Origin of the sequence: Elioraea tepidiphila DSM 17972, assembly GCF_000378465.1 — a bacterium.
Lineage (GTDB): Bacteria > Pseudomonadota > Alphaproteobacteria > Acetobacterales > Acetobacteraceae > Elioraea > Elioraea tepidiphila.
Genome location: NZ_KB899941.1, coordinates 23,325 through 37,555, shown reverse-complemented (window position 1 = coordinate 37,555; position 14,231 = coordinate 23,325). Strand labels below are relative to the sequence as shown.

Genomic DNA, 14,231 nt, shown 5'->3' with positions numbered 1-14,231 from the left:
GCCGCCGAGGAACTTGCCGCCTCGATCGCCGAGATCAGCCGCCAGGTCGCGGAGAGCACGCGCATCGCCTCGGAGGCGGTGTCGGAGGCGACCCGCACGAACAGCACCGTCGAGTCGCTGGCCGCGAGCGCGCACCGGATCGGCGAGGTGGTGCGTCTGATCAACGACATCGCCGGCCAGACCAACCTGCTGGCGCTGAACGCGACGATCGAGGCGGCGCGCGCCGGCGAGGCGGGCAAGGGCTTCGCGGTGGTCGCCTCGGAGGTGAAGAACCTCGCCTCGCAGACGGCGAAGGCGACCGAGGAGATCGGCGGCCAGATCGCCGCGGTGCAGGGCGAGACCGGCCGGGTGGTGGAGGCGATCCGGGCGATCGGCGGCACGATCGAGAAGATCAGCGGCATCGCCGCCTCGATCGCGGCGGCGGTGGAACAGCAGGGGGCGGCGACCGCCGAGATCGCGCGCAACGTGCAGCAGGCGGCCGCCGGCACGGGCGCGGTGTCGGCGAATATCGGCTCGGTGCAGGAGGCGGCCGCCGGCTCCGGCGCGGCCGCCGCACAGGTCCAGGGCGCGGCCGCCGAACTCAGCCGCGGCGCCGAGACCCTGCGCACCCAGGTCGAGCGCTTCCTCGCCGAGATGAAGGCCGCCTGACCGCCACGCCACACAGCAAAACACCACGAAGGGGGCCGCAAGGCCCCCTTCCCCATCCCACAAGAACCAGATCAGCGCGGTAGCGCCGCGACCGCCTGGCGCAGGGCGGCGGGCTCCAGCGGCAGGTCGCGCCGGACGACACCCTGGGCGCCCAGCGATGGCAGCGCATCACCCTCGACCATCACCTCGAGCCCACCGGCATTGCCGGTGGTCATCAGCAGGCCCGGCCGATCCGGCACGCGATACGTCTCGCCGGGCCGCAGGACACGGTTGAACAGCACCGACCCCGAGCCGCGCTCGCGCACCTGGATCCAGGTATCGGCGCGTGCGCGCAGCAGCACGCGCCCGGCCTCGCCGCCTGCGGCGCCATAGGTCGCGGGCTCGGCCGAAGGCGGCTCGGCGGCCGGCGTTTCCGCCGGCGCGGCAGCGACCGGGGCGGCGTTGGCAGCCGACGGATCGGGTCGGCGCGGGGGCATCAGGCTCTGCGGTGTCACCGCCGGCCCGGTCGGCCACGCGCCGGTCGGCGGAAGCGTGACCGGCGGGGGTGAGGCCGGCGGCAGGGCAGCCAGCGGCAAATCCGCGCCGGGCCCGGTCGCCGAGGGGGGCGGCGCTACGGGCGCGGCTGGGGCGAGGGGCGGGGAAGCCGGCGCGGCTGCCGCAGGCACATCCGCCACCGTTGCGGGCAGGGGCGTCGGCGTCGCCGGCGTGGTCTCGATCCGCGCCAGCCGTTCGGGCAGGGCGGGCACCACGTCGGCCAGACGCTGCCCGGTATCCGTCAGGTAGTACCAGCCGCCATAGAGGGCGCCCGCCAGCACCACCCCCACCACGACCAGCGCGCCGGCCGGCACGCCTCGCTCCGGCACGGGAGCCGGAAACGTGAGCTCAGGCTTGCGCTTCGCCGCGAGCCCGGTCTCGGCGCGGTAGCGGCGCGCCACTTCCTCGGGGTCGAGGCCCAATGCGGACGCATAGCTGCGGACGAAGCCGATCGCGTAGGCGGGGGCAGGCAAGGCCTCCGACCGGCCATGCTCGATCGCGTCGAGATAGTCGCGCCGGATCCGGAGTGCCGCCGCGACGTCGTTCAGCGACAGGCCGTGGCGCATCCGTGTGGCCCGCAACAGGCCGCCCACCGCCGACGGGGCGGCTGTTGTGAGCGTCGTCGGGTCTTCGATCAGCGTCGTGTGTCCGTCGTGATGCACCAGCCTGATCCTCGGTGCGCGTCGATCCGTGGCCGCGGGACCCCCGACCCGCCGCCCTGGCACGCTACTGTCTATCGCGAGAGAGGGGGGGCACGCCAGCGTTAACAGTCAAAGGTTGAAATCCCGGAAATTGCGCAACTTCGCGGGCACGCCAGAGATGCAGCGATGATTCGGCCGCAACCGAATCGGCGGCGCGGTCCGGCGGCCAGACTGGCGCCGCAATGCGCGGAGCCGCATGCCGCAGGACCGCCCGCTTCAACCGCCGCAGCCGCGAGGCCCAGGTGATCCTGCGGCAGGCCTCGCCCCAACACACGCCCCGTGCGGCCCTGAGAGGCGCGGCGCGAGCGGGCCGCCTGGGCCCGCCCGTCTCAACCCTCAGTCGAAGCGATGCGTGTTCGTGTACACGGCCCGCGTGCCGACCGAGGCCGAGCGGCCGTAGCACACCACCCAGTCGCCGGCGTTGTTGATCCCGACCGCGCCGGGCCCGCCGGGCAGCGCCGAGGACGGGAAAGACGCGCCGTTCTCGATGTCGCGCTTGGAGATGTCGTCGGGCGCGTGCCGCACCGCCTGGACGCTGCTGCGCAGCATCGCACCGAGATAGGTCGTGCGGCTGTAGCTCGCGATCCAGTCGCCCTGGTCATTGATGCCGACCGCGGCCGCGGTCAGCGGCACGGCGTTGTAGGTGAGGCGCTTGCTGGCCCAGGACCGCTTCTCGCCGACGAAGGTGCTGACGCTGTAGGTCGCGATCCACTGCCCGGCGGCGTTGATCGCCACCGCGCCGGCGACGTTGCGCCTGGGGTACGTCACCATCTTGCTGCTCGACGAGGTGCGGAAGCCCACGAAGGTCGAGCGGCTGTAGTTCACGATCCAGTCGCCCGAGGCATTGATCGCGACCGCCGACCGCGCCGGCGCGACCGCATCGTAGGTCACCATCTTGCTCGCCGAGGAGCGCTTGAAGCCGACGAAGGTGGACTTGCTGTAGCAGGCGATCCAGTCGCCGCGGGTATTGATCGCGACCGACCCGGGTGTTGTGCGCCGGTCATAGCTCACCATCTTCGTTGCCGCCTCGCGACGGAAGCCGACGAAGGTCGAGCGGCTGTAGTTCGCGATCCAGTCGCCCTCGGCGTTGATGTCCACCGACCCTGCCGCCAGCGCGACCGCGTTGTAGGTCACCATCTTGGTCGAGGACGAGGTCTTGAAGCCGGCGAAGGTCGATTTGCTGTAGCAGCAGATCCAGTCGCCGCGATCGTTGATCGCGACATCGCCGGCGACCGCCGGCACGGCGTTGTAGGTCACCATCTTCTTCGCCGAGGCGGTCCTGTGGCCGACGAAGCAGGAGAGGCTGTAGACGCAGATCCAGTCGCCGTTCGCGTTGATCGCGACCGCCCCGGGCGTGGTGCGGCGCGGATAGGTCACCATCTTCTTCGCCGTGCCGATGCCGTTGCCGACGAAGGTCGAGCGGCTGTAGCAGGCGATCCAGTCGCCGCTGTCGTTGATCGCCACCGCCGGACGCGCATTGGCGACGCTGTCGTAGGTGACGCGCTTGGACCAGAACGAGTTGCGGTAGCCGACGAACACGCTCTTGCTGTAGCCGACGATCCACCAGCCGGTGCTGCTGATCGCGACCGAGGCGCCGATGGCCGGCACCGAGCCGTAGCGCACCGCCTTCCACAGCCCGATCGTCGCGTTCATCGCCTTGTTCGCGTCGATCCGACCCTGACCGTAACGGTTATCCGAGGTGTCGGTGCCGGCCGGCAGGATCGTGGTCTGGCGCAGGATCTCGTAGAGCTGGCGCGGTCCGATCGTGCGGTTGCGCGCGATCATCAGTGCGGCCACCCCACCCACGAGCGGTGTCGAGAACGAGGTGCCGGTCGGCGAGGCGAAGCCCGAGGCGCCCGAGGTCGTGCGGATCGACACGCCGGGCGCCATCACGTCGAGCCACGGCCCGTAATTCGAGGTCGTGCGCCGCGTGTCATCGGCCTCGGTGTTGCCGACCGCGAGCGTGCGCGGGTTCTTCGCGGGCCACTGGTCGTAGGGGATCGACTGGGTCGGGTGATTGGCATTCCCCGAGGACGCGATGATCGGCACGCCCGCCTCGAAGGCGTAATCGACCGCGTCGCCCAGCGCCGAGGGCTCGTTGTCCACCTTGGCGGGCGAGCTCGTGACGATCACGTCGGCCCCCTCGTCCACCATGCACTCGATCGCGGCCGCGCTGGTCGTGCCGCCGCCGGCCCTGATCCCCATGAAGCGTGCGTTCCAGCCGGCGCCCGCCACGCCAGTCGCGTTATCGGTGACGGCGGCGCAGACGCCCACCACCTGCGTGCCATGCTCGCCGCTGACGGCGTCGCCATCGCCGTCGCAGGGGGTCGCGACGTAGTTGGCGGCGAGGTCGGGGTGGGCCGTGCGCACGCCGTTCGAGTCATAGACGCCGATGATCACACCGCTGCCTTTCGAGCGCGTCCAGGCGCCCTCGATGTTGACCTGCGGCAGGTGCCACTGCGTGCCGTTGGTGTAGTCCGGGTCGTCCGGGGTATCCTGGTCGGTCGCGAGCTCGGGATCCTCCTCGACCCGCTCGACCTCGGGCAGCGCCATGAGCGCCGCGGCGATCGCGCCGAGATCGGCCTTCTCGGGGAACTCGACGATCAGGCGGCGGTCCATGCGCACGCGCACCAGCCGCTCGAAGCGGCGCCGTCCGGTGGCGGGGCGCGTCGAGAGCGCGCCGAACTTCTTCAGCACCGCATCGAGCGTGTCGATGCCGGTGCCGCGCATCACGGCGGGCACGCGCTGCGCGCGCGTCGCCGCGATGCGCTCCTGCGTCGCCTCCACGGCCTTGGGGGCGAGCGTGATGATCAGGCGGCCCGGCACCGAGCCGCGCGCCGGCGTGGTGATGTCCTCGCTCATCGCACTACTCCCCCCTCAGGGATGTTTCGCGGTCGCTCTCGCCATCCTCGCTGGCGGCAGCCGGGCTGGTCGCCTCAGCCCCACCCGCCGAGACGGCGCGCAGCGCGTCGATGCTGAGCTCGATCCGCCGCAATTCGCCCTGGAGCAGGGCGAGCTCGACGGTCGCGTCCGCGTCCTCGTTGGCGACCGGTGCCGCGGCGGCCTCGTCAGCGGTGACGAAGGCGCCGGACGCCGGCGCAAGCGCGCCCTGAAGCGCGTCGGCGAGGCCGGCCTGGAGTTCGGCCAGCGCCCCGCGCAGCGCGAGCGCGTCGACCGGTGCGGCGCCCGCGCGTGCCAGCGGCGCGATTGCCGCCTCGGTGCGGCCCCAGCGCTGCCTCAGCGCATCGAGCAGATCGTTCACGCGGCCGGGATCGAGAACCAGGTCCTCGGCCGCGAGCGCTGCGTCCTCGTCGCGCGCGCCTTCCGCTGCCTCGGTCTCGGCCATCGCCGTGCGGACGGGCGCGGACTCGTCGGCGGTCAGCGGCACGACGAGCTTGAGCCAGTTCTCCAGACCGGCGCGGTCGAGACGGAACCCCGCCGGCAGGAGCTGTCTGACCGGCGCCTCGCCGAGCACGCGCTCGACCTCGCCGAGCGTGAGCGTCGCAAGCTCGGAGGCGCTGCCGATCGCGCCGCTCAGGCTCAGCGCCTGCGCGACCTCGGCGGGAAGACCGAGGCGGGCGAGTTCGGCGCAGGCGGTCAGGCGATGCTCGTCCTCGGCGGTCAGCCCGGCCTTCTCGCGCAGCGCGGGCGTGAGATCGGCGCGGCGGAACGCGTCGGGCCGCGCGAGCCCAAGGGTTTTCGTCATGTTATCGTAACGGGATGCCGCGGTGGCCGCGGACCGTTTTGCTGCTGGCATGGACGCTCTCCGGTCAGGGTGTCCGGTCGGCGGGGGCAGGCGTCGCGCGTCGCCCCCGCTCGTCTTGCATACGGACCTTTCTGATCACGTATGGGATCATCGAGGCCAAGGTCGGCACGGCGACGCGCCCCGGTGTCGCGATGCGTGTGCGGACCGGAAGAAGCCTATCAGAGCCGCGCACCGAGCGGAAACGAAAAACCCGATGTCCGGTGTGCGTGCCGTCACACCGAAGTCATATCCGCGGCATCAGGCGCGCTATTCCGTTGCGATTCCGTGATCTCGTGCATAGGCCGCGATGTCGGCCCGCAGGCTCGCGCCGCCGCGCGCGGAGCGGCGCAGATTGGCGAGGAAGGTTCGGAACGCCGCCAGATCGAGGCTGCGCACCATCGCCTTCACCGCCGGCACCGCGGCCGCAGGCACCGAGACCTGGTCGATGCCGACGCCGAACACGGCCAGCGCCTCCAGCGGCCGCGCGGCCGCCTCGCCACACAGCCCGACCGGCACGCCGGCGGCGGCCGCCGCCGCGCCCACCTGCTCGAGCAGGTCGAGCACCGGCGCCGAGAGGAAGTCGTAGCGCCCGGCGAGCCGCGGGTTGCCGCGATCGGCGGCGAACAGGAACTGGGTGAGGTCGTTCGAGCCGATCGAAAGGAAGGCCGCCTCCTCCAGCAGCGCGGGAAGCTGCCAGACGAGCGCCGGCACTTCGAGCATCGCACCTGCGCGTACCTCGGCCGGCGCGGCGCCACGCCTCTCGGCCGCGCGCCGCTCGGCCTCCAGCAACGACTTGGCGGCGCGCAACTCCTCCACCGTCGTCACCATCGGGAACATCACCAGGAGCCGCCGCCCGGCTGCCGCCGCCAGCATCGCGCGCAACTGCCGCCGCAGCATCGCCGGCCGATCGAGCCCGATGCGCAACGACCGCCAGCCGAGGGCGGGGTTCTCCTCCTCCGCATGCGAGAACCCGGGCAGGAGCTTGTCGCCGCCGAGATCGATGGTGCGGAAGATCACCGGCTTGTCGCCCGCCGCGGCCAGCACGTCGCGATAGAGCGCCTCTTCGGTCTCGAGTTCCGGCAGGCCGCCGCGCGCGAGCCAGGCGATCTCGGTGCGGAACAATCCGATCCCGTCCGCGCCGGTCTCGGCGAGCTGCGGCAGGTCCATCAGCAGACCCGCATTGATCATCACCGTCAGGCGCACGCCGTCACGCGTGCGCGGCTCGACGTCGCGGTAACCCGCTTCGGTCGCGCGCCGGGCCGCGCGCGCGGCCAGCGCCGCCGTGTAGCCGGCGACGATCTCGGCATCCGGGCGCAGCACCAGCCGCCCCTCATCAGCGTCCAGCACCGCATGCTCGCCCGGCACCGCCGAGTCGGTCGCGCCACGGCAGCCGGCGAGCAGCGGCACGGCGAGCGCGCGCGCGATGATGGTCGCGTGCGCAGTCGGGCTGCCCTCCTCCAGCACCAACCCCGCGAGGCCGCGCGCGTGATAGTCAAGCAGCTCGGCCGGGCCGACGCGGCGCGCGATCAGGATGAACCCCTCGCCCTGCGCCGGCTCGGGTGCGGTGCCGCCGAGATGGTCGATCAGCCGCCCGGCGAGGTCCTCGATGTCGGCGAGCCGCTCGCGCAGATAGGGATCGGCGACCTGGCGCATGCGCGCGCGCAGCTCGGCGAGCACGCGCTCCACGGCGGCTTCGGCGGTGAGCCCGTCGCGCACCACCGCGGCGATCCGCCCGAGCCAACCCTGATCGGCCGCGATCAGCCGATAGGCCTCCAGCACCTCGCGGGGCTCCTGGCCGGCTGCGCGGGCAGGGCCTTCCAGCAGCGCATCGACCGCGCGCTGCATCGCCTCGGTCGCCGCTGTCAGCCGCCGCAGCTCCGCCTCGGGATCCTCCGCCAGCACCGCGCGCGGGGCCGCGCGCCGCCCATGCCGCAGCACCGGCCCCATGACGATGCCCGGGGTCAGTCCGACGCCCTCGAAGTGCCGCGCCATCGAGCCGGGCAGGCTGAGCGCGACCTCCGCCGAGGCCGAGCGGGCGCCGTGCAGCATCTCCGCGAGCAGCATGCCGACGGTCTCGAGCGCCTCGACCTCGTCCTCGGCGTAGCGGCGCGGCGCGCGGTTCTGCACCGCGATCACGCCCAGCACCTCCGCGCCGCGCAGCACCGGCACGGCGAGCATCGAGGCGAAGGGCTCCTCGCCGGTCTCGGGGCGGTAGGCGAAGGCGGGGTGGTTCTGCGCGTCGGGCAGGTTCAGCGGCCGCGCCTCGGCCGCGGCCGTGCCGACGATGCCCTCTCCGACGCGCAGCCGCGTGCGGTGCACGGCCTCGGGCCGCAGCCCCTCGGTCGCGACGAGTTCCAGGATCTCGCCCGGGCGCATGACATAGACCGAGCAGACCTCGGCGACGAACTCGGCGGCGACGAGACGGACCAGCCCGTCGAGGCGCGGGGCAAGGTCGGTCGCGCGCGCCATCAGGCGGCGCAGGCGCGCGAGCAGTCGTCTGGGGGTGGTCGGGGCTTCCTTCGGGGTTGCCGACACCGCTCGCGCGGCTCACTCGGCCGCCGCGGAGAGCGCGGGCGGGTCGCCCCGCGCCATCAGCGCCGCGACCGCCTGGTCGACCAGTTCGGCGATGATCTCGGCCGTGGGCTGCTCGCGTGTCACCATGCCCACACTCTGCCCTGCCATGAGGCTGCCGTTCTCGACATCGCCCTCGATCACCGCGCGGCGCAGCGCGCCGGCCCAGAAATGCTCGATATCGAGCTGGGCCTCGTCCTTCGCCAGTTCGCCCGCCTTGAAGCGGCGGATCACCTCGGCCTGGTGCTCCATGAAGCGCTTGGTGCCCTCGTTCACCAGCGCGCGCACGGGGATCACCGGGAAGGCCGGGTCGAGCTGCACGGTCGGCACGGCCTCGCGCGCGGCGGCACGGATGAAGGCCTGCTTGAAACGCGGATGCGCGATCGACTCGGTCGCGCAGACGAAGCGCGTGCCGAGCTGGCAGCCCGCGGCGCCCATCTCGAGATAGGCGAGGATCGCCTCGCCGCGCCCCAGACCCCCGGCGACGAACACCGGCACCTCGCGCAGATGCGGCAGGATCTCCTGGGCGAGCACGGTGAGGCTTACGGGCCCGATATGCCCGCCCGCCTCCGCCCCCTCGATCACCAGCGCATCGGCGCCGGAGCGCACGAGCTTCCTGCCGAGCGCCAGCGCCGGCGTGAAACAGACGAGCTTCGCGCCGCCGTCCTTGATGCGCCGGATCGCGGGTCCCGGCGGGATGCCGCCGGCGAGCACGATGTGGCCGACCTGATGGTCGAGGCAGACGCCGATCAGCGCGTCGAGCTCGGGGTGCATGGTGATCAGGTTCACGCCGAACGGCTTGTCGGTCAGCGCCTTGGTGCCGGCGATCTCGGCATCCAGCAGCGCGGGCGACATCGAGCCGCAGGCGATCACCCCGAACCCGCCGGCGTTCGAGATCGCCGCGACCAGGTGGCGCTCGCTCACCCAGCTCATCGCGCCGCCCAGGATCGCCACGCGCGTGCCGAGGAAGTCGGTGCCCCGTTTCCAGAGCGCGGCGAGACGGGCCTCGGCCTCGGCGCGCGTCATGCGGCGGCGTCCAGCCCGTAGGCGGTGTGCAGGGCGCGCACCGCGAGCTCGGTCGCCTCCTCGCGGATCAGCACCGAGATCTTGATCTCGGAGGTGCTGATCACCTCGATGTTGATGCCGCGCTCGGCGAGCGCCTTGAACATCGTGTTGGCAACCCCGGCATGGGTGCGCATGCCGACGCCGACAACCGAGATCTTGGCGACGCCAGGATCGGCGATCAGCTCGGCGAAGCCGACCTTCCCGCGCGCCTGTTCCAGCACGGACTGCGCGCGCGCGAGATCGGCCCGGCCCACCGTGAAGGTCATGTCGGTCGTGCCGTCGGCCGAGACGTTCTGCACGATCATGTCGACGTTCACGTTGGCGGCGGCGAGCCCGCCGAACACGGCCGCCGCCACGCCCGGCCGGTCGGGCACGCGGCGCAGCGTCACCTTGGCCTCGTCGCGCGAATAGGCGACGCCGCTGACCAGTTCCTTTTCCACGATCTCGTCCTCGTCCACCACCAGCGTGCCGGGCTTGTCCTCGAAGGAGGATAGCACCTGCACGCGCACCCCTTGCTTCATCGCGAGCTCGACCGAGCGGGTCTGGAGCACCTTGGCCCCGACCGAAGCGAGTTCGAGCATCTCCTCGTAGCTGATCCGATCGAGCTTGCGCGCCTTCGGCACGATGCGCGGATCGGTCGTGTAGACCCCGTCGACGTCGGTGAAGATGTCGCAGCGATCCGCCTTCAGCGCCGCGGCGAGCGCCACCGCGGAGAGGTCCGAGCCGCCGCGGCCGAGCGTGGTGACGCGGTTGTCGGGGCCGAGCCCCTGGAACCCCGCCACCACCGGCACCTGGCCGATCGCCATGCGCTTGAGAAGTTCCGCGCTCTCGATCGTATCCACCCGCGCCTTGCCATGCGCGCCGTCGGTGCGGATCGGGATCTGCCAGCCCTGCCAGGAGCGCGCATCGACGCCGATCGTCTGCAGCGCGATCGCGAGCAGCCCTGTGGTCACCTGCTCGCCGGTCGCGACCACGGTGTCGTATTCGCGCGCGTCGTGCAGCGGCGAGAGCTCCTGGCACCATTTCACGAGCTGGTTGGTCACCCCGGCCATGGCCGAGACCACCACCGCCACCGCGTGGCCGGCCTCGACCTCGCGCTTGACGCGGGTCGCGACGGTGCGGATGCGGTCGAGATCGGCGACGGAGGTGCCGCCGAACTTCATCACGAGTCGGGCCATGCCGGGTCCGGGTACGTTGCGCGCGGGGGTCCGGGGCACACATAACGGCCGGGGATCGGGGCGGCAACCGGGAGGTCGCGCATGGGCACGGTGTCGGCGGCGGAGGCGGCGAAGTTCGGCGCCTTCGCCGAGCGCTGGTGGGACCCGGAGGGGCCGATGCGGCCGCTGCACCGGATGAACCCCCTGCGCACGGGCTGGATCGCAGAGCGCGTGGCCGCGGCCGGGCTCGCCTGGGCCGGGCTGCGGCTGCTCGATGTCGGCTGCGGCGCGGGGCTCGCGGCCGAGGCCTTCGCCCGGCGCGGCGCGTCCGTGACCGCGATCGACGCCTCGGCCGAGGCGATCGCGGCGGCGCGGCTGCACGCCGAGCAGGGCGGGCTCGCGATCGACTACCGGATCGCCGCGCCGGAGGACCTCGCCGCCGAAGGAGCGCGATTCGATGTCGTGGTGGCGCTCGAGGTGATCGAGCACGTGGCCGACCGCGACGCGTTCCTCGCCGCGCTCGCGGCGCTCACCCGGCCGGGCGGCCGTGTGTTCCTCTCCACCCTGAACCGCACCGCGCGCTCGTTCCTGCTGGCGAAGCTGGGCGCGGAGTACCTGCTGCGCCTGCTGCCCGTGGGCACGCATGACTGGCGCGGCTTCGTCACCCCGGCCGAGCTCGCCCGGGCGCTGCGCCGCGCCGGGCTCGCGGTGATCGACAGCGCCGGGATGACCATGGACCCGCTGACCGGCGCCTGGCGCGAGAGCCGCGACCTCTCGGTGAACTACCTGATCGCGGCCCGGCGCGGGTGAGCCCGCGGATCCGGCCCGCGACGGCCCGGGACCTCGAGACCGTCGCGGCAATCCATGTCCGGGCGTGGCGCGAGGCCTATGCCGGGCTGATCCCGGAGCCCGCCGCCACCGGCCTGTCGTGCGCGGAGCGCGCGGCGATGCGGCGCTCGCGCTTGCAGGGCACGGCCGCCGGGCGCGGCATCTGGCTCGGACTCGACGCCGCCGGTGTGCCGGTGAGTTTCCTCGCCTGCGGGGCGCGCCGGCCGGACGGCCCCGACGCCGCGGCCGAGATCCACGTCCTCTCCGTGCTGGCGCGGGCGCGGGGGCAGGGGCTCGGGCGGGCGCTGATGGCCTCCGCGGCCCGGTTCCTGCCCGCCGAGGGCTTCGCCTCGCTCGGGCTCTGGGTGCTCGTGCCCAATCTCCGCGCGATCGCCTTCTACCGCCGCCTCGGCGCCGTGCCGGGCCCGACCCGGCGCTTCGCGATCGGCCCTGTCATGCTGGCCGAGACAGCGATGCTCTGGCCCGACCTGACCGCGCTCGCCGGCTCTCTCTGAGCGCCGGGACGTTTCCGGTCGACAGCACGCGCCCGGCTGTGTAGGAATATGGTCAGAGAACGGGAGACGTGCGTCCTGCGCGCCCCGTCCGATCCCCTCCTTCTCCCAGTCCGAAGGACTCCCCATGACCGCCATGACGCGGTCCGTCGGCACGCCCTCGCCCCAGGCCGTGCTGGCGGACATGTCCGCCTCCGCCCGCAAGCTGAACCGCTGGATCGGCCTCATCCTCGCCGGGCTGGTGGTGGCACCGGTCCTGACCGCCGCGGGCGGGGCGTCCTGGCTGCGCGCGATCGCGGTGTCGGAAGGGCGCGAGCGGCTCGCCGAGGTGCTCGCGATGGCGGTGCAGCACAGTGCGACCGTGTTCCAGGTGAACAGCGAGATCGCCCGGCAGGTCGCCGCCGCAGCCGCGGACCAGCCGGCCGACGCGCTGCGGCTGGATGCGAGGCTGCACGCGCGGCTGTCCGAGATGGCGGCGCGCCATGCGCATGTCACGGCGATCGCCATCACCGATGCCGAGGGACGGATCCTCGTGCACTCGCACGCCTTTCCCGCGCCCGCGGAGGCGCGACTTGCCCTGCCGGAGACCGACCTGCGCGCCGCCGTCGCGCGCGGGGGGATCGCGCTGACGCCGCCGCAGCACGACCCGGTCGGCGGGGCGCTGGCCTTCGGCCTCGCCGTGCCGCGCGTCGGGCAGGGGGGGCCCGCCGGCGCCGTGGTGGTGGCGACGGGCACCGACTATCTCCAGCACGCCTATGGCGACCTCGCTCCGGTGCGCGACTTCACCGTCTCCTGGGTTGGGCGCGATGGCTGGGTGCTTTCGCGCCGGCCCGGACTCGACCAGCCCGTGCGTCTCGATCCCGCGACCCCCCAGATGCAGGCGATCGAGGCCGGGGCGATGCATGGCACCTTCGATGGCCCCTCGCCGGTGGACGGGGTCTACCGTCTCTCCGCCTGGCGCACGCTGGGGGACTGGCCGGTCGCGGTGACGGTGGGGGGCGGACGGTCGGGGCTCGCGACCGCGCATGACCGCGTCACCATCGCCTTCGCCCTCGCCCTGATCGCCGCTTCGGCCGCGATCGGCGCGCTCGCCGTCGCGCTCCGCCGGGCCGCCGGCCAGCACGCCGCCCTGGTCGAGTGCGTGATCGACGCGGACGCCGCGCGCCGCAAGGCCGAGGACCAGCTCCACCAGGCGCAGAAGCTGGAGGCGGTGGGCCTGCTCACGGGCGGCGTCGCGCACGACTTCAACAACCTGCTCGCGGTGCTGATGGGCTGCACCGAGAACCTCCAGGCCCGCTTCGCCGGCGACCCGGCCGTGCGCGAAACCACCGACGTGATGATCATCACCATCGAGCGCGGCGCGCGCCTGACGGCCGACCTGCTCTCCTTCGCGCGCAAGCAGATGCTGTTCCCCGTCGCCTGCGACGTCTCGCGCCAGATCAGCGAGTCGCGGACGTTGCTGGCCAAGGCTGCGGGCGAGGCGAACCAGCTCGTGTTCGACCTGGCACCGATCCCGCTGCCGGTGCGTGTCGATCCCTCGCATCTCGATGCCTGCCTGATCAATCTCGTCTCGAACGCGCACGACGTGATCGAGCGCGACGGCCGCATCGTCGTTCGCACGCGGCTGCGCGTGATCGGCGCCGAGGGGAAGGAGCTCGGTCTGGCGCCGGGCGAGTACGCGGTCATCGATGTCGAGGACAATGGCCGCGGCATGCCGCCCGAGATCGCCGCGCGCGCCTTCGAGCCGTTCTTCACCACCAAGGCGCTCGGGCGCGGCACCGGGCTCGGGCTCGCGATGGTGTACGGCTTCGCGCAGCAATCCGGCGGCACCGCGCTGATCGAGAGCCAGCCGGGCCGCGGCACGCGCGTCTCGGTGCTGCTGCCCGTCACCACCGACACGGTGTCGGCGCCCGTGCCGCGCGCCCCGTATCCGCCCGAGCGGCTGTCGGTGCATGTGCTGCTGGTGGACGACGACCCGACCGTGCGTCACGTGATGGCGGAGACGCTCAAGAGCCTCGGCGCCACGGTCAGCGAGGCGGGCGACGCGGCGCAGGCGCGCGCTAGGCTCGCGGCCGAGCGGCCGGGTCTGCTCGTCACCGACGTGGTGATGCCGGGCGACATGAACGGCTACGAGCTCGCGGCCTGGGCCCGGCGTGGCGGGCGGCTCCTGCCGACGCTGCTGATCAGCGGCTTCGCCGGCAGCCAGTTGCCGGAGGAGTTGGCGGACGCGAAGGCGATCGCCTTCCTGCCCAAGCCGATCGCGCGGGCCGACCTCGCCGCGGCGATCGCGGCACTGCTCAAGGCCGTGCCGCGGACAACGGAGGGGGCAGAAGCGCCGGCCGCGTGAGCGGGGCGCGCGGCTTGGCGTGCGGCTGGCGCATGCCGGCTCCCGACGCCGCAGGGGGATGACACGGCCTCGTCGCTTGCCCCGCCCCTTGCGGCGTCGTATGGGGGGCCGCCAAGGCTCGCC

At 72.9% G+C, this 14,231-nt stretch carries 10 protein-coding genes; 4 read left to right on the top strand and 6 right to left on the bottom strand.

Annotated features, from left to right (window positions below; translation table 11 throughout):
• The coding region (locus F563_RS0119275; protein ID WP_019016337.1) for a methyl-accepting chemotaxis protein at window positions 1-648 on the top strand (648 nt) is incomplete at its 5' end.
• 71 nt (window positions 649-719) lie between these two features.
• Here F563_RS0119275 and F563_RS23365 read toward each other — a convergent pair.
• The 6 genes from F563_RS23365 to F563_RS0119245 all read right to left on the bottom strand — a co-directional run bounded on the left by F563_RS23365 (window position 720) and on the right by F563_RS0119245 (window position 10,442).
• Entirely contained in the window at window positions 720-1,844 is a 1,125-nt protein-coding gene (locus F563_RS23365; RefSeq protein WP_019016336.1) for a helix-turn-helix domain-containing protein, read from the bottom strand.
• A gap of 375 nt (window positions 1,845-2,219) precedes the next feature.
• The gene (locus F563_RS0119265; protein ID WP_019016335.1) at window positions 2,220-4,745 is read right to left on the bottom strand and encodes a S8 family serine peptidase; all 2,526 of its coding nucleotides are present in this window, start codon (window positions 4,743-4,745) and stop codon (window positions 2,220-2,222) included.
• 4 nt (window positions 4,746-4,749) lie between these two features.
• Window positions 4,750-5,589: a hypothetical protein gene (locus F563_RS0119260; protein WP_019016334.1), complete on the bottom strand. Its 840-nt coding sequence runs from the start codon at window positions 5,587-5,589 to the stop codon at window positions 4,750-4,752.
• Between the two features lie 306 nt (window positions 5,590-5,895).
• Window positions 5,896-8,163 carry a phosphoenolpyruvate--protein phosphotransferase gene (ptsP, locus tag F563_RS0119255; RefSeq protein WP_026299726.1) on the bottom strand — a complete coding sequence of 756 codons (2,268 nt, stop codon included), beginning with the start codon at window positions 8,161-8,163 and terminating at the stop codon, window positions 5,896-5,898.
• Window positions 8,164-8,175: 12 nt separating this feature from the next.
• Window positions 8,176-9,225: an NAD(P)H-dependent flavin oxidoreductase gene (locus F563_RS23360; protein WP_019016332.1), complete on the bottom strand. Its 1,050-nt coding sequence runs from the start codon at window positions 9,223-9,225 to the stop codon at window positions 8,176-8,178.
• On the bottom strand, window positions 9,222-10,442 hold the full coding sequence (locus tag F563_RS0119245; protein ID WP_019016331.1) for an aspartate kinase: 1,221 nt from the start codon (window positions 10,440-10,442) through the stop codon (window positions 9,222-9,224). Before F563_RS0119245 ends, F563_RS23360 begins: the two co-directional genes overlap by 4 nt.
• 81 nt (window positions 10,443-10,523) lie before the next feature.
• On the opposite strand from F563_RS0119245, the gene ubiG reads away from it, so the two are divergent.
• From ubiG to F563_RS23350, 3 genes are all read left to right on the top strand, one after another.
• On the top strand, window positions 10,524-11,231 hold the full coding sequence (gene ubiG / locus F563_RS0119240) for a bifunctional 2-polyprenyl-6-hydroxyphenol methylase/3-demethylubiquinol 3-O-methyltransferase UbiG (protein ID WP_019016330.1): 708 nt from the start codon (window positions 10,524-10,526) through the stop codon (window positions 11,229-11,231).
• On the top strand, window positions 11,228-11,764 hold the full coding sequence (locus tag F563_RS23355) for a GNAT family N-acetyltransferase (RefSeq protein WP_019016329.1): 537 nt from the start codon (window positions 11,228-11,230) through the stop codon (window positions 11,762-11,764). Before ubiG ends, F563_RS23355 begins: the two co-directional genes overlap by 4 nt.
• 124 nt (window positions 11,765-11,888) lie before the next feature.
• The gene (locus F563_RS23350; RefSeq protein WP_019016328.1) at window positions 11,889-14,108 is read left to right on the top strand and encodes a hybrid sensor histidine kinase/response regulator; all 2,220 of its coding nucleotides are present in this window, start codon (window positions 11,889-11,891) and stop codon (window positions 14,106-14,108) included.
• The last annotated feature ends 123 nt before the right edge of the window (window positions 14,109-14,231 follow it).